Origin of the sequence: Marinobacter sp. 1-4A (assembly GCF_016597725.1) — a bacterium.
Classification (GTDB): domain Bacteria; phylum Pseudomonadota; class Gammaproteobacteria; order Pseudomonadales; family Oleiphilaceae; genus Marinobacter.
The window spans coordinates 340,494-362,905 of record NZ_VCGY01000003.1 but is presented as its reverse complement, the minus strand read 5'-3'; the positions used below and the strand labels follow the sequence as shown (position 1 = coordinate 362,905).

General features: G+C 53.3%; 24 protein-coding genes and 1 pseudogene. 13 read left to right on the top strand and 12 right to left on the bottom strand.

The annotated features are described in order from the left end of the window. Positions 1-17 precede the first annotated feature (17 nt). Positions 18-350, bottom strand: coding sequence for an ankyrin repeat domain-containing protein (locus tag FE845_RS08705; RefSeq protein WP_200363504.1), 333 nt, complete (start codon positions 348-350; stop codon positions 18-20). 154 nt (positions 351-504) lie between these two features. Between FE845_RS08705 and FE845_RS08700 the strand changes: the two genes are divergently transcribed. Next, positions 505-1,128, top strand: coding sequence for a YbhB/YbcL family Raf kinase inhibitor-like protein (locus FE845_RS08700; RefSeq protein WP_200363502.1), 624 nt, complete (start codon positions 505-507; stop codon positions 1,126-1,128). A 9-nt stretch (positions 1,129-1,137) separates the two neighbouring features. Here FE845_RS08700 and FE845_RS08695 read toward each other — a convergent pair whose 3' ends face one another. The 5 genes from FE845_RS08695 to FE845_RS08680 form a co-directional block, all read right to left on the bottom strand. After that, positions 1,138-1,884 (bottom strand): amino acid ABC transporter ATP-binding protein, encoded by a 747-nt coding sequence (locus FE845_RS08695; RefSeq protein ID WP_200363500.1) that lies wholly within the window; start codon positions 1,882-1,884, stop codon positions 1,138-1,140. Beyond that, on the bottom strand, positions 1,881-2,555 hold the full coding sequence (locus FE845_RS08690; protein WP_200363498.1) for an amino acid ABC transporter permease: 675 nt from the start codon (positions 2,553-2,555) through the stop codon (positions 1,881-1,883). The genes FE845_RS08695 and FE845_RS08690 overlap by 4 nt, the downstream gene beginning before the upstream one ends. A gap of 25 nt (positions 2,556-2,580) precedes the next feature. After that, complete coding sequence (locus FE845_RS18810) at positions 2,581-2,805, bottom strand: transporter substrate-binding domain-containing protein (RefSeq protein WP_413785077.1); 225 nt, start codon at positions 2,803-2,805, stop codon at positions 2,581-2,583. Beyond that, entirely contained in the window at positions 2,805-3,335 is a 531-nt protein-coding gene (locus FE845_RS18805; protein ID WP_265092001.1) for a transporter substrate-binding domain-containing protein, read from the bottom strand. Before FE845_RS18805 ends, FE845_RS18810 begins: the two co-directional genes overlap by 1 nt. A gap of 69 nt (positions 3,336-3,404) precedes the next feature. Then, positions 3,405-4,160 carry a lipo-like protein gene (locus tag FE845_RS08680; protein WP_200363496.1) on the bottom strand — a complete coding sequence of 252 codons (756 nt, stop codon included), beginning with the start codon at positions 4,158-4,160 and terminating at the stop codon, positions 3,405-3,407. 141 nt (positions 4,161-4,301) lie between these two features. Here FE845_RS08680 and FE845_RS08675 point away from each other — a divergent pair, with 141 nt between their 5' ends. The 8 genes and pseudogenes from FE845_RS08675 (at position 4,302) to FE845_RS08640 (ending at position 13,245) form a co-directional block, all read left to right on the top strand. Next, positions 4,302-6,494 (top strand): FAD-dependent oxidoreductase, encoded by a 2,193-nt coding sequence (locus tag FE845_RS08675; protein ID WP_200363494.1) that lies wholly within the window; start codon positions 4,302-4,304, stop codon positions 6,492-6,494. A gap of 23 nt (positions 6,495-6,517) precedes the next feature. Beyond that, positions 6,518-7,486 (top strand): radical SAM protein, encoded by a 969-nt coding sequence (locus FE845_RS08670; protein WP_200363492.1) that lies wholly within the window; start codon positions 6,518-6,520, stop codon positions 7,484-7,486. A gap of 175 nt (positions 7,487-7,661) precedes the next feature. Further along, a pseudogene (locus tag FE845_RS18915) lies at positions 7,662-7,844 on the top strand (sodium:solute symporter); the annotation flags it as partial. Positions 7,845-7,975: 131 nt separating this feature from the next. Then, entirely contained in the window at positions 7,976-8,494 is a 519-nt protein-coding gene (locus tag FE845_RS08660) for a hypothetical protein (protein WP_200363490.1), read from the top strand. 122 nt (positions 8,495-8,616) lie between these two features. Further along, a complete protein-coding gene (ectA, locus tag FE845_RS08655) occupies positions 8,617-9,132 on the top strand; it encodes a diaminobutyrate acetyltransferase (protein WP_200363488.1) in 516 nt (171 codons plus the stop codon). A gap of 230 nt (positions 9,133-9,362) precedes the next feature. Next, complete coding sequence (gene ectB / locus FE845_RS08650; protein WP_200363486.1) at positions 9,363-10,631, top strand: diaminobutyrate--2-oxoglutarate transaminase; 1,269 nt, start codon at positions 9,363-9,365, stop codon at positions 10,629-10,631. 51 nt (positions 10,632-10,682) lie between these two features. Continuing rightward, positions 10,683-12,125, top strand: coding sequence for an aspartate kinase (locus tag FE845_RS08645; RefSeq protein ID WP_200363484.1), 1,443 nt, complete (start codon positions 10,683-10,685; stop codon positions 12,123-12,125). 121 nt (positions 12,126-12,246) lie between these two features. After that, positions 12,247-13,245: an RNA polymerase sigma factor RpoD/SigA gene (locus FE845_RS08640; protein ID WP_200363482.1), complete on the top strand. Its 999-nt coding sequence runs from the start codon at positions 12,247-12,249 to the stop codon at positions 13,243-13,245. On the opposite strand, the gene FE845_RS08635 is transcribed toward FE845_RS08640, so the two are convergent. Genes FE845_RS08635 through pdxH form a run of 5 tightly spaced genes read right to left on the bottom strand, consistent with a single transcriptional unit; the run spans position 13,242 to position 16,094 of the window. After that, positions 13,242-13,691 carry a DUF3429 domain-containing protein gene (locus FE845_RS08635; protein ID WP_200363480.1) on the bottom strand — a complete coding sequence of 150 codons (450 nt, stop codon included), beginning with the start codon at positions 13,689-13,691 and terminating at the stop codon, positions 13,242-13,244. The two genes, FE845_RS08640 and FE845_RS08635, sit on opposite strands and share 4 nt — an antisense overlap. Next, positions 13,688-14,008, bottom strand: a complete 321-nt coding sequence (locus FE845_RS08630; protein ID WP_200363478.1) for a DUF6482 family protein — start codon at positions 14,006-14,008, stop codon at positions 13,688-13,690. Before FE845_RS08630 ends, FE845_RS08635 begins: the two co-directional genes overlap by 4 nt. Before the next feature lie 57 nt (positions 14,009-14,065). Beyond that, positions 14,066-14,686, bottom strand: coding sequence for a DNA-3-methyladenine glycosylase I (locus FE845_RS08625; protein ID WP_227714195.1), 621 nt, complete (start codon positions 14,684-14,686; stop codon positions 14,066-14,068). 21 nt (positions 14,687-14,707) lie between these two features. After that, a complete protein-coding gene (locus tag FE845_RS08620) occupies positions 14,708-15,490 on the bottom strand; it encodes a 4'-phosphopantetheinyl transferase family protein (RefSeq protein WP_200363476.1) in 783 nt (260 codons plus the stop codon). Next, complete coding sequence (gene pdxH, locus FE845_RS08615) at positions 15,459-16,094, bottom strand: pyridoxamine 5'-phosphate oxidase (protein WP_200363474.1); 636 nt, start codon at positions 16,092-16,094, stop codon at positions 15,459-15,461. Before pdxH ends, FE845_RS08620 begins: the two co-directional genes overlap by 32 nt. Positions 16,095-16,294: 200 nt before the next feature. On the opposite strand from pdxH, the gene FE845_RS08610 reads away from it, so the two are divergent. The 4 genes from FE845_RS08610 to FE845_RS08595 all read left to right on the top strand — a co-directional run bounded on the left by FE845_RS08610 (position 16,295) and on the right by FE845_RS08595 (position 21,278). Continuing rightward, on the top strand, positions 16,295-19,123 hold the full coding sequence (locus FE845_RS08610) for a DUF748 domain-containing protein (protein WP_320159680.1): 2,829 nt from the start codon (positions 16,295-16,297) through the stop codon (positions 19,121-19,123). Between the two features lie 24 nt (positions 19,124-19,147). After that, on the top strand, positions 19,148-19,759 hold the full coding sequence (gene yfbR, locus FE845_RS08605; protein WP_227714194.1) for a 5'-deoxynucleotidase: 612 nt from the start codon (positions 19,148-19,150) through the stop codon (positions 19,757-19,759). A 36-nt stretch (positions 19,760-19,795) separates the two neighbouring features. After that, positions 19,796-20,497 (top strand): AraC family transcriptional regulator, encoded by a 702-nt coding sequence (locus FE845_RS08600; protein ID WP_200363469.1) that lies wholly within the window; start codon positions 19,796-19,798, stop codon positions 20,495-20,497. Positions 20,498-20,561: 64 nt separating this feature from the next. Further along, positions 20,562-21,278, top strand: coding sequence for a transglutaminase-like domain-containing protein (locus FE845_RS08595; RefSeq protein ID WP_200363467.1), 717 nt, complete (start codon positions 20,562-20,564; stop codon positions 21,276-21,278). 97 nt (positions 21,279-21,375) lie between these two features. Here FE845_RS08595 and FE845_RS08590 read toward each other — a convergent pair whose 3' ends face one another. Then, positions 21,376-22,410, bottom strand: coding sequence for an SPFH domain-containing protein (locus FE845_RS08590; RefSeq protein WP_200363465.1), 1,035 nt, complete (start codon positions 22,408-22,410; stop codon positions 21,376-21,378). Positions 22,411-22,412 lie beyond the last annotated feature (2 nt).

Below are 22,412 nucleotides of genomic sequence, written 5' to 3'. Positions count from 1 at the left end.
TCTTTGACAGGGGCTTGCTAAGGACTCAGGTGTTTGATGGCTTCTTTGGCATCCATGTCCTGTGCAAGGCTCAGTGCCGTATTGCCTTCTGCGTCCTGTAATTCCGGGTTGGCGCCTTTTTCCAGCAGAAGCTGCACCGTATCTGCATGGCCGTTGCTGGCAGCAAGCATGAGCAGGCTTTTGCCATCGCTGGTGCGCATGTTCACCGGTACGCCTGCTTCTAGCATTGGGCGCAACATGCTAGTACCGCCGTTGCGTGCCAGTTCAAAAATGCCTTGGGCGAAGGCGATGGCGTCTTTATCCATTTGATTTTCCGGCTGCTGTGGCTGGCCGGGTTGGTTTTCGCTCATTTGGGCTCCATTGAAAGCAGTGGTGAACCATGACGGTAGACAGGGGTAGGATACCGTTGATACAACCTTTTATCACAGAATGAGTTAGTCTCAGACATAATTGCTGGAATAGAATCCAGTTGATAATGGCAATCACTGTAAAGGAGAAAGCACCATGAAACTGAACGTTGAGGGTATTGAAGAGGGCAAACCCGTCCCGGATATATTCGCGTTCGGCGTGTTCCACCCGGAAGATCGCATGAGCTTTGGCCCTAACCGGAACCCGGAAATGTCTTGGGAAGGTGCGCCCGCAGGCACTAAAAGCTTCGTGATCATGATGTTTGATCCGGATGTGCCTAGCGTCGCAGACGATGCGAATCAGGAAGGCAAAACCATTTCAAAGGATATTCCGCGGGTGGATTTCTTCCACTGGCTGTTGGTGGATATCCCCGCCCGTATTAGCCGTATTCCTGAAGGCGAAGACAGCGATGGTGTTACACCTAAAGGGAAAGATAGCAGCACCGGCCCGTTTGGCCTACGCGGTGTAAACAACTTCACCCAGTTTCTTGCTGGCAATCCTGATATGGCTGGAACTTACTTCGGCTATGACGGCCCCTGCCCGCCTTGGAACGACGAGCTTCTGCATCACTATCATTATGAAGTGCACGCATTGGACGTGGAGTCTCTGGGCCTTTCCGGAGCGTTTGATGGTGAGGCGGTACGTAAGGCAATGGACGGCCATGTGCTGGCCAGTGCCCGGGTAACCGGAACTTATACACTGAATCCGGACCTGCGTTAATCCGCTCTGTCACACAGGGTTGGTGGCTAGAATTTTCTTCAGAAAATCTTTGGTTCGGGGGTCCCTCGGGTTATGGAAAATCTCGCTGGGTGGCCCCTGTTCCACAATGCGGCCACCGTCGATAAAGATCACCCGGTCGGCCACGTCCCGTGCAAACGACATTTCATGCGTGACCACCATCATGGTCTGGCGCTCTGATGCCAACTGCTTCATCAGCCCCAATACCTCCTCCACCCATTCCGGGTCCAGTGAGGAGGTGGGTTCATCAAACAGGATGACTTCGGCGCCAGCGGCCATGGCGCGGCCAATGCCAACCCGTTGTTGTTGGCCACCGGACATAGACGCGGGGTAGGCACCGGCCTTGTCGGCCAGTCCAATCTGTTCAAGGATCTCCCGGGCCTTTTGGTCGGCCTTTTCTTTCGGCCATTTATCCACTACCAGCAGGCGTTCTGCGATGTTCTGCAGTGCGGTCTTGTTGGCAAACAACGCATAGTTCTGGAACACGAAAGCGGTTTGCCGGCGCATGGCCAGGATATCTGCCCGGCTGGCGCGGTTTACGTCCACCGTGAGATCACCCACGGTCATGGTTCCGGAAGTGGGTTGCTCCAGAAAGTTGATGCAGCGCAACAGGGTGGATTTTCCGGTTCCCGATGGGCCGATAATCACCACAATTTCGCCTTTCTCAATGGTCAGGTCGATCCCGTCGAGAACCACGGTTTTGCCGAAATGTTTGCTCAGAGATGCCAGTTTGATCATCGGTTATAAGCCTTGTTCAGGCGGGTTTCCAGATAGTTCTGAAGCTTGGAAAGCAGCTCAACCACAATCCAGTACATGATGGCGGCAACAATGAAGGCCTCGAAGTACAGGAAGCTGCCAGCGGCTTCTTTCTGGGTGGCGCCCATGAGTTCGGTAACGCCCAGAGTGAAGGCGAGCGAGGTCGCCTTGATCATGTCGATGAAGTAGTTCATCAGGGTGGGCAAGGCCACCCGGGTAGCCTGGGGCAGGACAATCCGCCGCATCAGCTGCCCGTTGGTCATGCCGATGGACAGGGCGGCTTCCGTTTGGCTGCGATCGACCCCCACGATGGCGGCGCGGATGGATTCGGCCATGTAGGCGGAAAAATGCATGGTTAAGCCCATCACTGTCGCGGTAACGCCATCTATGACCGTTAGTGCGCTGAACAGTTGAGGCAATCCGTAGTAGAACAGGAACAGTTGCACCAGCAACGGTGTGCCCCTGAAGAAAGAAATAAATACGATGGTTAACTGATTAAGCACCGGAATGCGCAGCACCCGAACAACCGCAAACAAACAGGCAAGAATCAGCGCAAGCACCATTCCGATGCCCGCCAGTTGCAGGGTGAGGGGCAGGTAGCGGAGCAGAACCGGTACCAGACCAAGCATGTACTCGACGTTCAACACGTCCATAGGGAAACAGGCCTCGGTGTGCCCCTCAGGGCTTGGTGATGTCTGTGCCGAACCACTTCTCGGAAATGGACGCCAGAGTGCCGTTTTCTCGCAAGGTTTCCAAAGCCTTGTTCACTTCGTCCCGCAGGGCGCGCCCGGCTTTGGTGTCGTGGAACGGGTAAGCGTTGGTGATCTGGGAGAAAGTGGGGCCTGCCAGTTCAAGGGGCAGTGGTTTTTCCTTGATGATCTGGCTGGCGCTGACCCGGTCCATCACAAATGCGTCCACACGCCCAAGAGCGGTGTCTCGTTCCAGATTGCTCTCATAGGTTTTAATGGTGATCTGGTCCGCATAGGCAGCTCCTTTAGGAGTGCCTCAAAGTTGGAGCCCAAATTAACCGCAACGGTTTTCCCTTTTAGGTCTTCCACACGGCGGACTTCGGTATTGCCTTCCTTGGTGACGACCTGCGCACCGTCGTAAACGTAAGGGTCGCTGAACACATAGGCTTTCTTGCGCTCGTCGGTGATGGTGATCTGGTTAGCGACCGTGTCGATGCGCTCGGATTGCAGCATGCCAAACAGACCGGAGAAATTGGCGGTCTCGTACTGGATATCACGCCCCATCTCCTTGCCCACCGCGTTCATGACATCGACTTCGAAGCCTTTGAGCTGATCCTGCTCCACAAAGGTAAACGGAAAGTACTGGCCAGACATGCCAACTCTCAGGGGCTTATCCTGCGCCAGCAAAGGTGCGCTTGTGATCAGTGCAATGGTCAAAAAGGTATTGAGCAATAGTGTTTTCATAAAACCTCCTTACGACGTGCATCCTACCTGAAGCATAGTCCGGGGTGAAAATTGGGCAATGCAGGTAGATCAAAGATCGGCCCAGTCGATGGCCCTGAAATTGAAATCGCTTTCCAGAGTGGGTTTGATAATCCGGAAGTAGGGGGATGCATCAAAATCTCTGGGTGTGAACAAGGATGTTTGCCGGATTCGGTAATGCTCACGAATACAGTCCCGACAGTTGGGATCGTTAGAGGGAATGGTGTCGATGGTTGGAAGTATAGGATAGCGCAGACGTTGGAAGCCTTCTGCAATAAACGTGGAGCATATCGTACGTGTAGGGTCGCCACTTCCGAGCGATAGCAATTTGTGTCTGTGCCGTGAAGGTACAGGGGGTGTTTGTATAAGATAGCGGGCCAGATCAAACACGTTTTTCAGATCGTATTGGTTACCTAGCCGGCTCAACGCATACTCAGCGAGCATGTTGATATTATCGTCATCAAGCCCCACAGGTCGGCAGATTCGGGTATGGCTGTTGCGGTAAAAAGACAACGGCAGAGGTCGAATGCCAACCTCCAGGTCCGCCTCGATCAGTGTGTTTGGCTCGCCGTCTTTGGACATTCCCAAACCCGCATCCGGCCCCAAATAAAGAACTGCGTGAGACCAGGTGGATTGGGTTAGGTACTTTATTGCCACGCTGATGCGTGTGTCACCTTCTACGAGTAAAACATCGCCGGGCCTGAGCGCCTTTTCCAGAGCCTCATAGGTTGAGGTGGGCACGGAATGTTGCGCCACTTGTTTGGAAAGATAAGCGGCGAGACGTTTCGCCAGCCAGTTCAGGAACATGGTTCACTCCGGTTGTTTCTATTTATTTTTCCCGCCACGGGTAAGTTTCGCAAATTCATTTCCTATCCGCTGTAACATTTGGGCCGTGATCCTGTCACAGCGATATACGTATTGATGTATACATTTCTAACAGGCTTAAACATGAAACGAAGCAAGGTGACACTCATAGTGGCAATTGTGGCCATTATTAGCATTTTTATTGGTCTGGACGGCCATAAACTGCTGACGCTGGCAAACTTGCAGTCCCATCAAGCTAGTCTGGCCCAATGGATTGAAGTCAATCTTTTGCTCGCGGTTGCTGGCTATACGGCAATTTACGTGCTGGTGACTGCACTATCCTTGCCCGGCGCGGTGATAATGACTCTCGCAGGTGGTGCGTTTTTTGGCAATATATACGGGCTGCTGGCGGTTTCCTTGGCGTCTACTGTGGGTGCTTCCCTTGCCTTTCTCGTTGCAAGATTCTTGATGCGCGATACCTTGCGTTCCCGCTATCGGGAAACTGTGGCGAAGATGGACAGAGGCGTGGAAAAAGACGGCGCCTTTTATCTGGCAACGCTGAGACTGGTTCCGGTGTTTCCGTTTTTCCTGATTAATCTGGCCATGGGCCTGACCTCCATGAAGCTGCGCACATACGCATTAGTGAGCTGGGTGGCCATGCTGCCGGGCACCTTCATCTATGTGAACGCGGGCACCCAGTTGGGCCAGATACAATCCACCTCTGATATTGTTTCTGCAGATCTTCTAATTTCCTTTGCCCTGCTGGGCATTTTCCCGCTGATTGCCAAGTTTGTGGTGGGCTTTATTCGCCGCCGCCGCGTATACGCCAACTGGCAAAAGCCGGAATCCTTTGATTACAACCTGCTGGTAATTGGTGGTGGTTCTGCCGGTCTGGTGTCCGCCTACATTGCCGCGGCTGTAAAGGCCAAGGTGGCACTGATTGAGAAGCACAAGCTGGGTGGCGATTGCCTCAATACTGGCTGTGTTCCCTCCAAGGCGCTGATTCGTAGTGCCAAAGCCGCAGACACCATGCGCCATGCTAATCGTTACGGGCTGGAATCTGTGCCGGTGAAGGGCTCTTTCAAGAACATCATGAACCGGGTGAAGGATGTGGTGGCAAAAATAGAGCCCCACGATTCCCCAGAGCGCTACCAAAAACTGGGCGTGGACTGCATCTTCGGCGAAGCCAGTTTCATATCTCCTTGGGAGCTGGAGGTAAAACACAACGATGGCCGCACCGAACGCCTCACCGCCCGCAGCATTGTAGTCGCTACTGGCGGCAAACCGGCCATGCCCCCGATACCGGGGCTTGCGGACATTAACCCGCTCACGTCAGATAACCTGTGGGATCTGGAGGAACAACCGCAGCGATTGCTGGTACTGGGTGGCGGCCCCATAGGCTCGGAACTGGCCCACGCCTTTGCACGCTTGGGCACTCAGGTGACTCAAGTAGAGCGTGATGATCGCTTGCTTGCAAAAGAAGACCTTGATGTATCCGAGGTGGTAAAGAAACAGTTTGAGGCAGATGGTATTGATCTGCGCTTGAACCATGCCGCTACAAAGTTCTGCACGGAAGACGGCGAGAAAGTGGCCTACTGCGATCACAAGGGCCAACAGGTGCGTATTCCCTTTGATCAGGTTCTGGTGGCCGTAGGCCGCTCCGCAAACACCGCTGGGCTGAATCTCAACCGGATTGGCATTGAGCCTTTGCCGAACGGCACAGTGCCGGTTGAAGACGACATGAGCCTGCGTTATCCAAACGTGTTTGCCTGTGGCGATGTGGCCGGTCCTTATCAGTTTACCCATGCGGCTTCACATCAGGCGTGGTATGCGGCGGTAAACGGCCTGTTCGGCCAGTTCAAGCGCTTCAAGGTGGATTACCGGGTGATGCCCTGGATAACCTTCACCTCGCCGGAAGTGGCCCGTGTGGGCCTGAGCGAGGCGGAGGCCAAGGAACAAGGCGTTGCCTACGAACTCACCCGCTTCGGTCTGGACGATCTCGACCGAGCGATTGCTGACAGTGACGATTATGGCTTCATCAAGGTACTTACGCCGCCGGGGAAGGATAAAATCCTCGGTGCTGTGGTTGTGGGTGCCCACGCCGCTGAAATCCTCGCGGAGTTTACTCTCGCCATGAAACACGGTCTGGGGCTCAACAAGATCTTGGGAACCATTCACCCGTACCCTACCTGGAACGAATCCGCAAAATACGCGGCCGGTGAATGGAAGCGAGCCAATGCGCCTGAAACCATTCTCAGACTGCTGGAAAAACTGCACGGTTGGCGACGGGGGAATAGCCAGCGCCGTCAGCCCGACACAACAAGCGTGACACCCTGATGTCACAAAACCTAGGAGCATCCATGCCCCTGACCGAAACCAGACCTGCCCGAAAACGCATCCCGGCTGTGGACGTGCTGGAACCCAGAGCCAACGACAGCTGGACCCACACCCGTGATGGCGACCCGCGCGGTTACATTGACGCGGACAAGCTCAAAGAGTTGTGGATACACACAGGCACTGCCTGCAATCTGGCCTGTCCCTTCTGTCTGGAAGGCAGCCATCCGGGCGATGGCCGCATTCCCGGCATGAAGTTGAGTGATGTGAAGCCATTTATTCACGAAGCCATTGATATGGGTGTGGAGCAGTTTTCCTTTACTGGTGGCGAGCCATTCGTGATCCGCGATTTCGTGAACATTCTGGATTACGCCAGCCAGCACCGGCCTTGTTTTGTGCTGACCAATGCGACTGAGCCGTTACTGAAGCGCCGACATCAGGTGTTGCCGTTGTTGGATAACCCCTACCCGATTCACTTCCGCGTGAGTCTGGACTTCCCCGACCGAGCGCGCCACGACAAGGATCGCGGCGAAGGTAGTTTTGATCAGGCGCTGGAGGGCATTCACTGGCTGCTTGAGCAGGGTTTCAAGGTTTCGATTGCCCGCCAGACGGATGTCGATGAGATACCTGCGGATGTAGAGGCCGCATTCCGGGAGATTTTCCGCGAGTGGCAGATTCCGGAGAATCTGGCGTTTACGGCGTTTCCCGATCTGGGTACGCCGGGTTCGGAGGACGGCAGCCCGGAGATTACCGAGAGCTGTATGGAGAAGTACCCGACGGTGGATAGCCGTGCGCATTTCATGTGTACCTATACGCGGATGCTGGTGAAGAAAGGCGATTCGGTGCGGGTTTATGCCTGCACGCTGGTGGATGATGATCCGCAATACGATCTGGGTGGGTCGCTGGCGGAGAGCATGAGTGAGCGCATTATGTTGCGGCACCATCGGTGTTTTTCCTGTTACCGCTATGGGGCTAGTTGTTCGGCGCCTGTTTAGTTTTTTCAGGATTGGTTGATTGGAGTCACCCCCAAACCCCACCAGCACCGATATCTCCAAAGCTGGAAAACGAATAACAATCCCGGAATACAACGAGGCAATAAGCAACAGTGAACATCACAGACGCCACCTTGTTTTGGGGGTTCTTGCTGGTTTATGGCGTGCTTATGTATGTGCAGTCGGCCAGTCACTTGGGTTGGCGGCGCTGTTTTTTATGAGTGTGGTGATGATGACTTCTGCAGGCTCTACTCTGGATTCAACCTTTACCTCTCTCGCTAAATCTCTGGCGGTGGATCTGCCACGTCTGGCGACGCGCGCGTCAGACCGGCTGCCCAGTATGCGGGTGGGTGCGGCTGTGCCTACCCAGAGTTTGTAGGCCAAGATGTGGTTGAGCGTTCCAATCAGATTATGTTGAGGCTACAAAAAACGGCCGGAACGCACCCGGATATTCAGCAGCAGTTGGCTACACTTCCAAGATATCAATGCTTGATGTTTGGAGGACTAAAGGTTTTGGTCTTGCGTGGTGATCCGGAGTCTTTGGCTGGTTGGGGATTGGCCCATGAATCTGTTGCTGCTGGCAATGAACGCCGTCTAGAAGATTGGTTTCGGGAATCCGGCGCAGATGTAATGGTCTCTACCCATACATGCCTTCCTGTGCTTTGGTCTGGATGTGTTCAGGGAAGGCCTTGTGTGCTGGCTAATAACGGCTCATCTGGAATGGGCAATTTGAATGAAGACACAAGAGGGTTGATTGCTCGCATAAGCCGCACCGCATCCACTTTTGAGCCTGTGGCAGGACTGGTTTCGGCAGCTGGGTTGCACCTGGATCTGATGCCTGTAGATTATGATGTCAGTGCGTGGCTGGAGCAGTTCGACCAACTCTGGCCTGCGGGTTCGTCGGCCGCAATCTCATATAGGCAACGTCTCCTTGAAGGTACTCCATTAAGCCCCTGCGATCTTATTTTCCCCTCGTCGCCACAATCTTTCCTGCACTGGCGAAAGCGGTAATTTAGGCTATCCTACGAGTAGGTATAAGGGTTTTCCGGGGTGTAACTCCCCGGCTCGACTTGAAATATATTTTGTGGTCTATATAATTTAACGCTTAATTTTAAGAGCGAACCACTTAAGTTATGACTTCTGAAGGATCGAATACCACCGCCATCACCCTTCGTAAACCAACAAAGGATGATGGCTTCAGGCTCCACCAGTTGGTAGCAGAGTGCCCTCCACTGGACGCCAATTCCATTTACTGCAACCTCCTGCAGTGCAGCGATTTTGCCGACACCGGCGTAGCTGCTGAGAAAGACGGCGATCTGGTTGGCTTTATCTCCGGTTACATTCCCCCCCAAAAGCCCGAAACAGTATTTGTGTGGCAGGTGGCCGTTCACGAAAAAGGTCGTGGGCAAGGCTTGGCCAAGCGTATGTTGAAAGAGATTGTGGCTCGGGACGCGTGCGAAAACGTGACCCACATGGAAACCACGATAACCGCTGATAATGAAGCCTCCTGGGCGCTGTTCCGCTCGTTTGCGAGGGATATGGGCGCCGAGATTGTCGACCACGAGCACTTTGAGAAAGAAGCTCATTTTGGTGGCAATGCTGATTCTGAATTTCTGCTGCGTATTGGGCCGTTTACCAATAAGACCTGAGGCCGTGGAATCCTGATGTCTGCCGCCGGGGTTTGGCGGTAGCGTTCGGTCAGGCGGGGCATTCAGGGATACGCGGTGAATACGTCCCTGTACGCTCGTCAAAAACATCCCTGTTTTTGACGATCCCTGAATGCCCCGCCTGACCAAACGCCTCAGACACCGTTGCGGGCCGCGCAGAACCTTTACCAAAGAATTCAATTGATATGGCCAGAAGGCCAAGAGGAAACACCATGGAAATTTTCAAGTCTACTGAATCCGAAGTACGTGTATACAGCCGTGCCTTTCCAGTGATTTTTAACCGCGCCAAGAATGCGCATCTTTACACTGAAGACGGTAAGCAGTATCTGGATTTTCTGGCCGGTGCCGGTTCACTGAACTACGGCCATAACAACGACACGCTGAAAAAAGCACTGCTTGAGTACATCGAGTCCGACGGCGTGAGCCAAGGTCTGGATATGTTCACCACCGCCAAGCAGGGCTTCATGGAATCGTACAAAAAGTACATTCTTGATCCCCGCGGGTTGGATTACAAAATGCAGTTCACCGGCCCCACAGGTACTAACTGTGTGGAAGCCGCTCTGAAGCTGGCCCGCAAGGTAAAAGGCCGAACTGGCATTATTTCGTTCACCAATGGCTTCCACGGTGTAACCATGGGTGCCGTTGCGGCAACCGGTAACAAGCACCACCGTGGTGGTGTGGGCGCACCGCTGAGCAATGTGGACTTCATGTTCTATGATGGCTACTTGGGTGAAGACGTAGACAGCTTGGCTATTATGGACAAGCTGCTGTCGGATGGTTCTTCGGGTGTTGAGGTTCCGGCTGCTGTTATTGTTGAAGCAGTGCAGGGTGAAGGTGGCTTGAACGCCGCACGCGCCGAGTGGCTGAAAGGCCTGGAAGCTCTGTGTAAGAAGCATGACATGCTGCTGATTCTTGACGACATTCAGGCGGGCAACGGCCGCACCGGTGAGTTCTTCAGCTTTGAATTTGCTGGCATCAAGCCGGATATCGTTACCGTATCCAAGTCCCTGAGTGGCTATGGCCTGCCTATGGCACTGGTCCTGTTTAAACCGGAGTTGGATATTTGGAGTTCCGGTGAGCACAACGGTACCTTCCGTGGCAACAACATGGCGTTTGTTACAGCCCGCGCTGCCATTGAGACGTATTGGAAGGACGACAGCTTTGCGAATGAAGTTAAAGAGAAAACTCAGGTTCTCGGTGATGCGCTGAAGGCTATTTGCGATAAGTACCCGGGTCAGTTCAAAATGAAGGGACGCGGTTTGATGCGGGGCATTGAAGCCACTCATGCTGATGTCACCGGCCCGATCACCAAACGTGCCTTTGAGCATGGGTTGATTATCGAGACCAGTGGTCCGAATGATGAAGTTATTAAATGCCTGATGCCGCTTACAACCAGCAAGGAAGACCTGAAACTGGGTGCAGAGCTGCTGGCAAAGAGTGTGGATGAAATTATGCAGGAAGGAATCAGCGAGGCGTCGTAAGGCGCCGCAATATTCAGGACATTCATTCTGCAGGGTAGCCAAGGTAGAACTATGACGAGTCAATTACATACCGTCGAGAAAATCGGCGGTACTTCAATGAGTAACTACGAAGCCGTGCGCGACAACATTATTGTTGCGGATCGTAGTAAGGAAGATCTCTACCAGCGAATTTTCGTGGTTTCCGCTTACGGTGGCGTAACGAACGAGTTGCTGGAGCACAAAAAAACCGGTGAACCAGGTGTATACGCGCTGTTCGCCGATGCGGAATCTGACTGGGCATGGGGTGACGACCTCACGCAGCTGATCAAATTTATCACGGATATCAACGGTGAACTGTTTGAAGACCCTATGCTGAAGCAGCAGGCGGATCAGTTCATTACCGACCGTATTGAAGGCGTTCGCGGTTGCCTGATTGATCTTCAGCGTCTGTGCTCTTACGGCCAGTTCCAGCTTGAAGAACACTTGCTGACGGTTCGTGAAATGCTTGCCGGTATTGGGGAGGCGCACAGTGCGTTCAATACCACCCTGAAGCTTCAGCAGGAAGGTATTAATGCACGTTTTGTGGACCTTACCGGTTGGCGCGATACAGAGCTGCTGCCTTTGGATGAAAAGCTTAAGCAGGCATTCGATGCTGTGGATTTAAGCCGTGAATTGCCCATCGTGACCGGCTACGCCCAGTGCAAAGAAGGCTTGATGCGCACCTTCGACCGTGGCTACAGCGAGATGACGTTCAGCCGTGTAGCGGTTATGACCGACGCCCGCGAAGCGATTATTCACAAGGAGTATCACCTGAGTTCGGCTGATCCCAACATTGTGGGTGCCGATAAAGTGGTTCCGCTGGGTCGCACCAATTACGACGTGGCAGACCAACTGGCAAACTTAGGTATGGAAGCCATCCATCCCCGTGCCGGTAAAGGCTTGCGTCAGGCTGAGATTCCTCTGCGCGTAATGAACACGTTCGAGCCGGAACACACCGGAACCCTGATTACTGGCGATTATGTGAGTGAAAAACCACAGGTCGAGATTATTGCCGGTTCTAAGGGCGTGTTTGCTATTGAGGTGTTTGATCAGGACATGCAGGGAGAGCCTGGCTCTGACCGTCGTATTCTGGATATTCTGAGCCGTTTTAAAGTACGTTTTATGGCAAAGGATACCAACGCCAATACCATTACTCATTATGTGGACAGCACTCTCAAACACGTTAAGCGTGTGGTGAATGCGTTAAAAGATGAGTTTCCCAATGGCGAAATCAGTACCCGTAAAGTGGCCGTGGTTTCAGCCATTGGCAGCGATATAAAAATGCCGGGTATTCTTGCGCGCTCTGTGAAAGTTCTGGCGGATGAGAAAATCAACGTTCTGGCCCTGCATCAGTGTATGCGTCAGGTTGATATCCAATTCGTGGTTGATGAAGATAACTACGAGAAAGCGATTATTGCTTTGCACGGTGTTCTTGTTGAGCCTCACAACCATGGCTATGCGATTGTTGCAGCCTAAGTGAAAGAGTGACTGAGAGACGCAATCCCGAGTAGATTCACTCGCCAGCTAGGGCGGCTGGCGATGAATCCATCGATGGTATGAGGACGTATCCTTTGTAAATTCCAACGGGTACCGAGCCATGGTAAATACTGACAGGCTGGGGCCGTCTCCTAAAATGCCCAATGATGGTGAAAGAGATTCTCTGGTTGGGCTGTATTTCAGGGATGCGTCCCGGTACGAAATGCTTACTGAGGCGTCTGAACGTCGCCTTTCCCGCAAGCTGACGCGATGCTTCCGTGTGATCAGTGCAGAGCTAGCATTGCCTGTTCACACATCCCAAACCTTCCGCGTTGTTATTGGCAGCCTTGGCGACGCTTGCGCCTTTTCTCCCAAATGCCGCCGCGCCTTTCATCTTGCCAATGCGTGCCGTCGCAAGCTCATTCAGAGCAACTTGCGTCTGGCCGTGCACATTGCCCGCCGCTACAACCAGCAGGGCATCCCCATGTCGGATTTGATTCAGGATGCCAATGTAGGCCTCATCAAAGCGGTTGAGCGATTCGACCCGACAAAGGGGTTCCGCTTTTCTACCTATGCTTATTGGTGGATCAGTGAAGAAGTAAAACGCTGCTTGCAGCGCGGCATGCGTCTGGTTCACACGCCTGAGAACGTGGTGGAAGAAATTCGCACTCTTCACAAAGTGTCTTTGCGAATGCATCAGGAACTCGGGCGCACACCGTCCCAAACCGAGCTGGCGCGGGCTATGGAAGCGTCACCTTCGCGAATAGGCGAGCTGAGAGCGCTGGCGTGGCGTGAAGTTTCAACGGATGTCCCCATGGTTGCGGATGGGGCTATCACTCTGGGTGACAGCCTTGATGCCGGTGATCAGGCTATCCCGGAAAACAGGATGTCTAGCCGGGATCATCATCGGGCTCTGAAATCCATGTTCAGTGAACTCACGGACAGGGAGCAGGCAATTTTGTCCCGTCGCTACGGGCTTGGATTACCGGAGCCGGAAACCTTGCAGGTTATCTCTGACGATATGGGCATTAGCCGGGAGCGAGTGCGGCAAATCGAGAAGCTGGCGTTACGCAAATTGCAGGCATTGGTTGATGGGCCGGAAGACGCATTCCGGCCTTAATGCTGCAGGAAGAACCAAGCGCCGACGGTGAGTTGGCAAGTTACCGCTACCAGTGTTAAAACCAATCGCAGGCGTAGATACCAAGCAGGCCAATACACCCGCATCCAGCGTGCATCGGTAATATAAAGGGCAAGGTAGGCTAGGGTATAGAGCACTATCTGCGCTGGTGTACTCAACAGCAGTCCAACGCCAGCGGTGACGAAAAACACTTGGCTGAGCAAAATAGTTACCAGCGGCGATAGAGGGTAGCACCGGTTGTCCAACTGCATTGCGATGGGCCAGTAAACACCTGCCATAAACGCCAGAATGCCTGCACTGTAGAGATAGAAATAACCCAACATGGCGACGCTGTACTGCGGCATCGTGATAAGAACAACCACGCAGGCAATAAAGGGAATCAATCCTGCTATCCCTACCAGAACGGCAAGTCTCGCAACGGAAATCATGGTTTTCGTCCCTGAGTACGTTGGGTCTGAACGCGGATCCGTAAGGGCTCTATGGCTGCAGGCTCCATACCAATCATTTCGTGGTAAGCAGAGGGGTGAACAACTTGAGATTCCTTGATGCTGAGGTCGCTGAGGGCCTCTTGAAGCTGCCAAGCGCTTCGGAAAATGCAGGTAACGCCCTTTTTGTCAGACAGCAAAAACTGCTGATTTCCGACGCTTAGCCGAGCCATATATTGCTGGCCTTCAATGGAAATAATTTCAAGCAGATCTATGACCTGCTTTGGCTGGCTAGTCAGTTGTTCTAGCGTAATTCTCACGGCTAAACTCCGGGAAACCTGATTCTCCAGAACTTACGAGCCGGTGGGCATTTAAGATCATTGGGCGAGTGAGCGGCATTGTGCGTGCTGTGGGCAGTAAACCATGTGATCGTTAACCATGCCGGTTGCCTGCATAAACGCATAAACAATGGTGGGGCCAACAAAGGTAAAGCCAGCGCGTTTGAGCGCCTTGGACATGGCCTCGGATTCCGGTGTCGTCACTGGTACTTCATCAAAACTGCGCCAACTGTTTTGGATAGGACTGCTTCCAACAAACGACCACAGAAACGGGGAGAATTCTATGCCTTTTTCCTGAAGGTCCAAAAACCCCCTCGCGTTTTTAATGATCGATTGCACTTTGAGTTTGTTACGCACAATGCCGGGGTTTGCTAAAAGTCCAGCGACTTTGGCATCGCTGTACTGAACGATTTTCTCCGGATTGAAGTGATCATAAGCGGCACGATAAGTCTCTTGCTTGCGCAGTATGGTAATCCAGCTCAGGCCCGCCTGTTGGCCATCCAAACATAGCTTTTCGAACAGGGCTAGACTGTTGTACTCGGGGCGGCCCCAAACAGTATCGTGGTAGTGCACATACAGTCGATCATCGCCGCACCAAGGGCAACGTTCAGCGGTATCCACCGCAGAGGAGATTTCGTTCGTGGTGGAAGAAGCGGGCATGCGTGGCTCCCGGCCGTGGGGTTAGCGCTTAGCGCGGATTCGGTGGCGAAACATGGGCTCCCAGTGTGTGTCCAGTGCTTGTGCCGCACAAAGACTGTAGTTCTCAGGGGGCGGTTCCAGCAGAGTAATAGCCGGCCATGTGGTGTCCTGGACGGCGCTGGTTTGTCGGTAAACCAGTGCGCACATAAAACCTTCTGTGTAAAAGGCACACGCCTGCCAGTGATCGTCTGGCTGATCACCGTAAAGTTCGAAGTTTCTGCGCACTTCCAAGGTCTGTAGGTTGCCTGCAATGCCCCGCCCGGTGGCCTTCAGCCACGCTTCTTTTAACGTCCAAGCCTGTAGGAATGCATGGGGGTCGTCCTCCTGAAACAGCCATTCCTGCTCAATGGGGGAGAACCAGCGTTTAACCACTTTCTGCCATTGCGGGTGGCGTTTGCTGGGCTCAATATCTATGCCCAGTGCTGAGCCATATTGCGCACTGCAGGCTGCTAACCCATGGCTATGGCTGAGCGAGAGATGCCAGCCTACCGGGCTGGCTGAAGCTATTGCGCGCCCTTCTACTGGCCAGCAGTGTTCAGGATTAGCCGAGCAGGCTTTGCTTAACGTTTGGCGTATCAACCAACGGCTAGTGAGAAACTCCGCCGCACGGTCGCCCCCCAGCTCGGCAAACCTCTCGTTCTCATGGGCAGTTAGCCAGTCCGGAGCGAGCTTGGGCGCTTGCCCGGTTTGGTGGCACAGTTTAATAATCGGGTTGTGTAGCACGCCGCCGGAATCAGGGTTGGAGTCGTTGAATGAGCCAGCCATCGCCTTCCCTCACGTACTCAAACCGGTCGTGAAGGCGGCTGGGTCGGCCCTGCCAGAATTCAATACGCTCAGGCACAACGCGGTAACCACCCCAAAAACCTGGTAGTGGCACCTCACCTTCGCTGAATTTGCTCTTCATTTCTGCCACTTTCTGCTCCAGCAGTCCTCTAGACGTGATGGCTTTACTCTGCTCTGAAACCCAGGCGCCTATCTGGCTACCCCTAGGCCGCGAGGCGAAATACTTGAGCGATTCGGTTTTACTCACCTTCTCAACCTGGCCTTGAATACGAACTTGACGGTTCAGGCCAATCCAAGGGAACAGCAATGCTGCCCGTGGGTTTTCAGAAATTTCGTGGGCCTTGCGGCTTTCATAATTGGTATAGAACACAAACCCGTGATCGTCGAAGTACTTCAGCAGAACCGTGCGCAAATCGGGCATGCTGTCGGCACCCGAGGTGGCTAGCGACATGGCATTGGGCTCAAGGATACCGGCCTCGCGGGCGTCCCCGAACCAAATTTCGAACTGCTGAACCGGGTCGTTGCTCAAAGCATCGCGATCCAGCCCTTCACTTTCAAAGTCGCGACGCATATCGCCAATGTCCATAAACGCCTATCCTCGTGTGCTGACAATTAAAAAGCCGTGGAAGAAAGAGATTATTAATCGCATTTGATACGAGCACTCAGGATATAGGGTTCAGTTTCCCGTGTCAGCGGTTGCTACACAGTGGCTGACAAACCCGTACCGCCCCGACTATCCTTGTGGGAGTGTTTTGCTTAGATTTCACCATCCGAAAGGAGAAAACAGTGGCTGAAAGCCGTCAGCGTAATCGTCTTCCCAGAAATCTGGCTATCGGCATGCTCGTACTCATCCTGTTTTACAGTCTGGCGGGTTTTCTGTTGCTGCCCTGGTGGTTAAAGCGTGCCTTGCCCGACCAACTGGAGCAGCAGATGGGGTGGCAGGCCAATGTTGACTCCATTCGCAGCAATCCATTTGCGCTCAGTATCGAAGCACTGAACCTGTCGGCACAAGATAGCGGCAATGAACGAGTTGTAGGTTTTGATCGTTTGTACCTAAACCTGAATTTCTTCGACCTGATTCGCGGCGTTGTCGGGTTTGAGGCTATCGAGTTAGATGAACCGTTCATTCGGCTGGATTTACTCGAAGACTACAGCGTGAATTTTGCGCGAGACGTTCAAGCAGCCAGCACAGGACAAACTGACCAAACGGCCGAGCCTGAGGAGGCTCAGACACCGCCGCCTTTGTACCTTCAGCGGTTCACCATAAACGGTGGTGAGCTGTTGTTTCGGGATTTCACGCAGCCAGACATGGCTGAGTTCGAGATTACGCCGCTGGATCTAACCCTGACCGATTTGGCCACCTGGCAACGCGAGGGTCGCAGTAGTGACTACCATCTGCTGGCGGCTATGGGTGATCAAACCATTGAATGGCAGGGCAATCTCAGCATTACACCGCTTTATTCCAGCGGAAATCTCGCTATATCCGGCGTCGATCACGAAACACTTGGTCACTTTCTTGCCCCCTACCTACCCTACGGCTTGCTGGGAGGTAAGGTATCCGTAAGCTCCAACTATGAACTTCAGGCAAGCGATACACTCCACCTCACCACTAACAGCGGCAGGCTTTTGGTTGAGGACCTGGCCGTTGCGCTAGATAAACAAAGCGAACAGGCCAGATTGAACACAGCCTCGATAGCCATCGAGGATATAGGGTTTGATCTCCGCGCCCGTGAAGCCACTGTTGGCCCGATTACCCTGAAACAACCTGATATCGCCCTCGCCCGCAGCAAATCTGGAGAGATTGATTGGATCGCTGCCTTGGCTGACGTTGCCAAAAATCAGGAGACGAACAGCGAGGACAATGGCGCGAGTTCCGAGGCGCCAGTACAGGCAGAAACTCAACAGCCTTTTCGTTGGTCTTTTGCGAGCATCGATATGTCTGATGGCCGTGTGGTTTGGCAGGATCAGCAGCCGAGCTCGCCAGCAGAGCTGGTGCTGGAGCAGCTATCATTTTCGGTCGGCAGTGTTAATAGTGAAATGGAAGATCAGGTGCCCTACCAGATGCAGGCAGTTCTGGCCCGCGGTGGCAGGCTTTCCGTCAACGGCCAGCTAACACCCCAGCCATTTGCCTTGGAAGCCGCGATCTCCGGCTCCGACATACTTTTGGCAACGTTTGAACCCTATTTGCAGGAGTCTGCCAACCTCGCAATTGCAGGCGGCACGCTGGGGTTGGATGGGAATCTGGACTTGGATGGCCAGCAGGAACCCTTAACCGGCACGTTTAGCGGGACTGCAGAGGTTTCCGGGTTGAACCTGCAACTGCCGGGCAGTAACGAGCGCTTGGTATCATGGCAAGCGTTGCGACTTTCGCCCGTCGAGTACAATGTGCATCCGGCTAGGTTGGAGATAGGCACGGTTACACTGGCGCAGCCGGGTATCAATTTGGTGCGCAATACAACGGGCGTGCACAACTTAGAGCAGGTTGTGTTGCCGCCTGCGGCTGATGGGGCTAATACCGCGACGCAAGAAAGCTCTGATGAGGAGGCTCAGTTCATCCTGCGCATCGGCCAGTTAATGATTGAACAAGGCGAGCTCGACTATACAGACAGGACACTAGAACCAGCCTTTACAACCTCGCTCGATCAGCTCAATGGCTCGGTGATAGGTTTGAGTAACGTAGCGCCGCAACAAGGCAAAGTCTCCCTGAACGGACGTATAGGTGGCAGTGCCAGCGTTGAGTTTGACGGCACAATCGGAGCTCTGGGTACGGACGAAACCAGCAACCTCAAGTTGACGATGAAAGATCTCTCATTACCCGCGCTCTCGCCCTATTTGGGACGGTATCTGGGGTATGGCATCGACAGTGGCAAGCTGGGTTTGGACCTTGATTATGAGATTACCGGCAGCCAGATAAACGCATCAAACCGAGTAGTTATGGATCGCCTCGGCTTAGGGCAATCCATTGCAAGCGAAGAAGCCATTAATGCACCCGTAAAGCTCGGGTTGGCATTGCTCAGGGATGGTAATGGCGTGATTGAAGTAAACCTCCCCGTCAGCGGTGACATGGCCAGCCCGGAATTCAACGTTGGCCAAGTGGTTATGCGAACGTTTGTTAACCTGTTGGCCAAGGCGGCCACATCCCCGTTCAGTATGCTTGGCTCCATTGCCGACCTTGCGGGCTTAAGTGGCGAAGAACTCGGGCAGATGCGTTTTGAACCGGGCACCACTAAGCTTGCTCCGGGCGAAGCGGAGAAGTTGACGGCTTTGGCAAAAGCGCTGCTTGATCGCCCCGATCTGTTGCTTAACATTCGCGGTGGCGTCTCACCGTCCGCAGACGGTCTGGTACTTTTGCGTGATGAGTTGACAGCGCAAGATACAGAGCTAACCGATGAGATCTGGCAAGAGGCCAAGGGCGCCTATTTGGCCGGAGAACGACCATTGGCGCCGGAGTTGCTGAACAACCTAGCCAATGCCCGGGCCTCGGTGCTTGAGGTACTGCTGCGAGACACCCACGGAGTGCCAGCTAACCAGTTATTTTTGCTCGACCCCTCACGAAATGCGGCGGTATCGGATACTGGCAATATAATCGTCGTATTTACGTTGGACGCCCGTTAAGGCGTCCAAACCTCATCCAATGCTATGCAAAAGGAACAAGGCGTGTCCAAGGCCAGTAGTCACTTTTTTGCTTACGTATCTCGCCTGCGCTGGATCAAGCGTTGGGGGTTGATGCGCAATGCCATCGAAGAAAACGTAGCAACCCACTCCTGGGAAGTCGCCACGCTGGCCCACGCACTAGCGCTCATCCGCAATCGCCACTTCGGTGGAAATGTGAATGCTGACAGGATTGCCGCCGCCGCGCTCTACCATGACGCAACGGAAGTGATAACGGGCGATATGCCTACCCCTGTGAAGTACCACTCCAAGGTTATGCGCGAGGCATTTGGCGATATTGAACACAAAGCGGAGGCTGAACTACTGGCGCTGCTACCGGGCGACCTGCGCGAGGATTTTGCGCCTTACCTTCAGGAATCCCAACTTCCTGCAGAGGATCGAGAACTGATCAAAGCAGCGGACCGCTTATCGGCCTGGTTAAAATGCCAAGCAGAAGTAGGCGCGGGAAACCGGGAGTTTGAGCCAGCTGAGAAGCAGATCCGGCAAAGGCTTACACAAGAAGGGTTACCTGAGGTGACTTACTTTATGGAGGTGTTTGCGCCGAGTTATGAAGAACCGCTGGATAATCTGTTGGGTTGATGTCCATTGAAGGAATAAGTCAGCAGGCCAAACTTGATGCAAAAGAACGCCTATTTCGCGCCCGGTATGGCGATCGCCTACGGTCACTCGATTGATACCGAACCGCATAAGCATGCCTTATGGCAGGTCTGCCTACCGAGTGCGGGCAGTGTGTTGAATGGGCAGCCGCTAAAAGGTGGGGCTGTAATCAAGCCCAATGAAATACATCAACTGAGTATGCCAAATGGATGGGTAATACTGGCCGAACCAGAAAGCCTGTTGGGTGAGGTTATAAGTGAGTTACCCATGCGGCTGCCGTTTGTAAACGCAGATGCTCGACTAGAGATACTTTTCGAGCAACTTGGGGAATTTCCCGAACTAGTTCGCGCAATGAAGAATAACCCATACCGTTGCCGCGATGAGCGGCTCGCTAGATTGCTTGAGCGTCTGGATCGGTGTTTTGGTGTTGATTGTATGAAGCCTGAGGCATGGCGAGCAAAAGAGGTCGCTGAATGGTTGGCAATGTCTGAGAGCCGGTTTTTACACGTGGTGAAAGCGGAGTTGGGCATTGCGTGGCGGCCTTACCTGTTGTGGCGGCGGCTGATATGCGCCATTGAGACGATCAAACGCGGCAAAAGCGCTACTGAAGCGGCACATATCGCGGGTTTTAGTGACAGTGCTCACCTAAGCAGAACGATAAAAAGTACGTTTGGTATGACAGGGACGCAGTTGTTGAGCAGCTTTCAAGATTCAAATTAGCCAGTTTATTCAATTTAAACACGCGAATGATCGCTATGGTGCTCGTAACCCATAGGAGATCAGTATGAGTGTTCGATATACAGCTGAAACAGCGATTCTTGATTACAGTCACGCCAGTATTCAAAGCTTGATCGATAGGCAGGGCTGGAGAAGTCTGTCTCGAGAGCAAGCGTTAAAAAGTATCTATTATTTCGTGCGGGATGAAATAAGGTTTGGATATAACCGCGATGATTCCATTCCTGCGAGTGACGTCTTAGCCAACGGTTATGGGCAATGCAATACTAAAAGCACGCTGTTTATGGCTTTGTTGCGTGCTCTGGACATCCCATGTCGCTTCCATGGCTTTACCATTTTCAATGCATTACAGAGAGGGGCGATCCCAACATATCTTATGCCCTTCGCCCCCAAGCGCATCTTGCACAGCTGGGTAGAGGTTCTGCTGGACGGCGAATGGTTGAACGTCGAAGGTTTCATCATTGATCAGGCTTTTTTAGCTAAGGTTCAACAAGCCTTTCCGAACCGGACACGTTTTAGCGGCTACGGTATTTCTGTGCCGTGCCTGCAAAAACCCAGCAATGAGTTTGATGGAAACGACACCTATATTCAGGCAGAGGGTATTGCCGACGATTTTGGGGTTTTTGATAACCCTGATGGGTTCTACAGCAAGCATGGTAGCAATTTGCGCGGACTAAAAAAGATCCTCTACCGCTATGTGCTAAGACATCTGATGAACCTGAATGTGCAGCGGATACGCCAGAATGGCTTGACAATAAAACGCTGAAGCACTTGATTGCTTGTCTGTATTTATCTGGATACTGGCGTTGATATACCTGCCAGACGTAACTCAGGCAGGTATATCATGGACATGCGTGGTTGGGTTAAGCGTTGCCCGCTCCACCAACCAATCCACCACGCAAGCCATCCTTCTGCAGTGATTGGCGAACCGCGTCTTCCGGGCTACCAGCCAGTTCCCGGAACATGCCCATGGAGCCCAGTAGAGCTGAAGACTCGTAGGGCACAAACACCCGCTCGCCGTCTTTTGCCATGTTTGGCAGTACTTTGATGTAGCTTTGCCCCAGCAAATAGCCGATAACCGTTTGCTTGTTGTCTTCAGAATCGCCCATGGCGCTCAGTACCAAACGAATCGATTCTTGCTCACCTTGCGCGCGCAGAATGGCGGACTGTTTGTCACCCTCGGCGTTGAGAATGGCAGATTCGCGCTGGCCTTGTGCCATGGCGATGGCTGCCGACTTTTCACCTTCCGCTTCAGTAACTGTGGCACGGCGCTTACGTTCTGCTGCCATTTGCAGGCGCATGGCCTCTTCCACTTCTTCCGGCATGCTGATGTCTTGAACTTCGACCCGAGTCAGCTTTACGCCCCACTTGGACGCAGGCTCTTCCATCTCGGCCTGAATGGCATTGTTCACTTCAGAGCGAGATTCAAACAGCTTGTCCAGCTCCATCTTGCCTACCACCGAGCGCAAGGTGGTTTTGGCTAATACTTCAACGGCCTGGCTCATGTTCGCCACTTCGTAAACAGCGCGGCGGGGATCAATGATCTGGTAGTAGAGAGCACCATTGATTTTTACAGTTACGTTATCGGTGGTTACAACAGGCTGACCAGGGAAGTCCATTACCGTTTCTCGGCGGTCGATGCGGACTTCATCGGTGGTCATCGGGTGGTATTCCTCGCCCATGCGCACGTAGCGAATCATGGTGATTGGGCGGGGCCGTTCGACGAAGGGAATGATGATGTTCACGCCGCTTTCCAGAACGCGGTTAAACGACCCCAAACGTTCAATAACCATAACTTCCGACTGCCGAACGATCACCAAGCCTTTGGCGATAACAAAAATGCCGATGGCGACAACAATCAGGCTGATGATCAGCCCCGGTGTGATATAGGATTCCATGC

Bases quoted from the DNA above. Each gene is read 5' to 3' on its own strand.
- FE845_RS08620 (WP_200363476.1), bottom strand. From the start codon at position 15,490: ATGGCTGGCTCATTCAACGACTCCAACCCTGATTCCGGCGGCGTGCTA.
- FE845_RS08695 (WP_200363500.1), bottom strand. From the start codon at position 1,884: ATGATCAAACTGGCATCTCTGAGCAAACATTTCGGCAAAACCGTGGTT.
- FE845_RS08700 (WP_200363502.1), top strand. From the start codon at position 505: ATGAAACTGAACGTTGAGGGTATTGAAGAGGGCAAACCCGTCCCGGAT.
- FE845_RS08675 (WP_200363494.1), top strand. From the start codon at position 4,302: ATGAAACGAAGCAAGGTGACACTCATAGTGGCAATTGTGGCCATTATT.
- FE845_RS18810 (WP_413785077.1), bottom strand. From the start codon at position 2,805: ATGGACCGGGTCAGCGCCAGCCAGATCATCAAGGAAAAACCACTGCCC.
- FE845_RS08600 (WP_200363469.1), top strand. From the start codon at position 19,796: ATGCAAAAGAACGCCTATTTCGCGCCCGGTATGGCGATCGCCTACGGT.
- FE845_RS08595 (WP_200363467.1), top strand. From the start codon at position 20,562: ATGAGTGTTCGATATACAGCTGAAACAGCGATTCTTGATTACAGTCAC.
- FE845_RS08635 (WP_200363480.1), bottom strand. From the start codon at position 13,691: ATGATTTCCGTTGCGAGACTTGCCGTTCTGGTAGGGATAGCAGGATTG.
- FE845_RS08660 (WP_200363490.1), top strand. From the start codon at position 7,976: ATGTTTGGAGGACTAAAGGTTTTGGTCTTGCGTGGTGATCCGGAGTCT.
- FE845_RS08590 (WP_200363465.1), bottom strand. From the start codon at position 22,410: ATGGAATCCTATATCACACCGGGGCTGATCATCAGCCTGATTGTTGTC.
- FE845_RS08690 (WP_200363498.1), bottom strand. From the start codon at position 2,555: ATGGACGTGTTGAACGTCGAGTACATGCTTGGTCTGGTACCGGTTCTG.
- FE845_RS08680 (WP_200363496.1), bottom strand. From the start codon at position 4,160: ATGTTCCTGAACTGGCTGGCGAAACGTCTCGCCGCTTATCTTTCCAAA.
- FE845_RS08640 (WP_200363482.1), top strand. From the start codon at position 12,247: ATGGTAAATACTGACAGGCTGGGGCCGTCTCCTAAAATGCCCAATGAT.
- yfbR (WP_227714194.1), top strand. From the start codon at position 19,148: ATGCAAAAGGAACAAGGCGTGTCCAAGGCCAGTAGTCACTTTTTTGCT.
- FE845_RS18805 (WP_265092001.1), bottom strand. From the start codon at position 3,335: ATGAAAACACTATTGCTCAATACCTTTTTGACCATTGCACTGATCACA.
- FE845_RS08705 (WP_200363504.1), bottom strand. From the start codon at position 350: ATGAGCGAAAACCAACCCGGCCAGCCACAGCAGCCGGAAAATCAAATG.
- FE845_RS08645 (WP_200363484.1), top strand. From the start codon at position 10,683: ATGACGAGTCAATTACATACCGTCGAGAAAATCGGCGGTACTTCAATG.
- ectB (WP_200363486.1), top strand. From the start codon at position 9,363: ATGGAAATTTTCAAGTCTACTGAATCCGAAGTACGTGTATACAGCCGT.
- FE845_RS08670 (WP_200363492.1), top strand. From the start codon at position 6,518: ATGCCCCTGACCGAAACCAGACCTGCCCGAAAACGCATCCCGGCTGTG.
- FE845_RS08625 (WP_227714195.1), bottom strand. From the start codon at position 14,686: ATGCCCGCTTCTTCCACCACGAACGAAATCTCCTCTGCGGTGGATACC.
- ectA (WP_200363488.1), top strand. From the start codon at position 8,617: ATGACTTCTGAAGGATCGAATACCACCGCCATCACCCTTCGTAAACCA.
- pdxH (WP_200363474.1), bottom strand. From the start codon at position 16,094: ATGGACATTGGCGATATGCGTCGCGACTTTGAAAGTGAAGGGCTGGAT.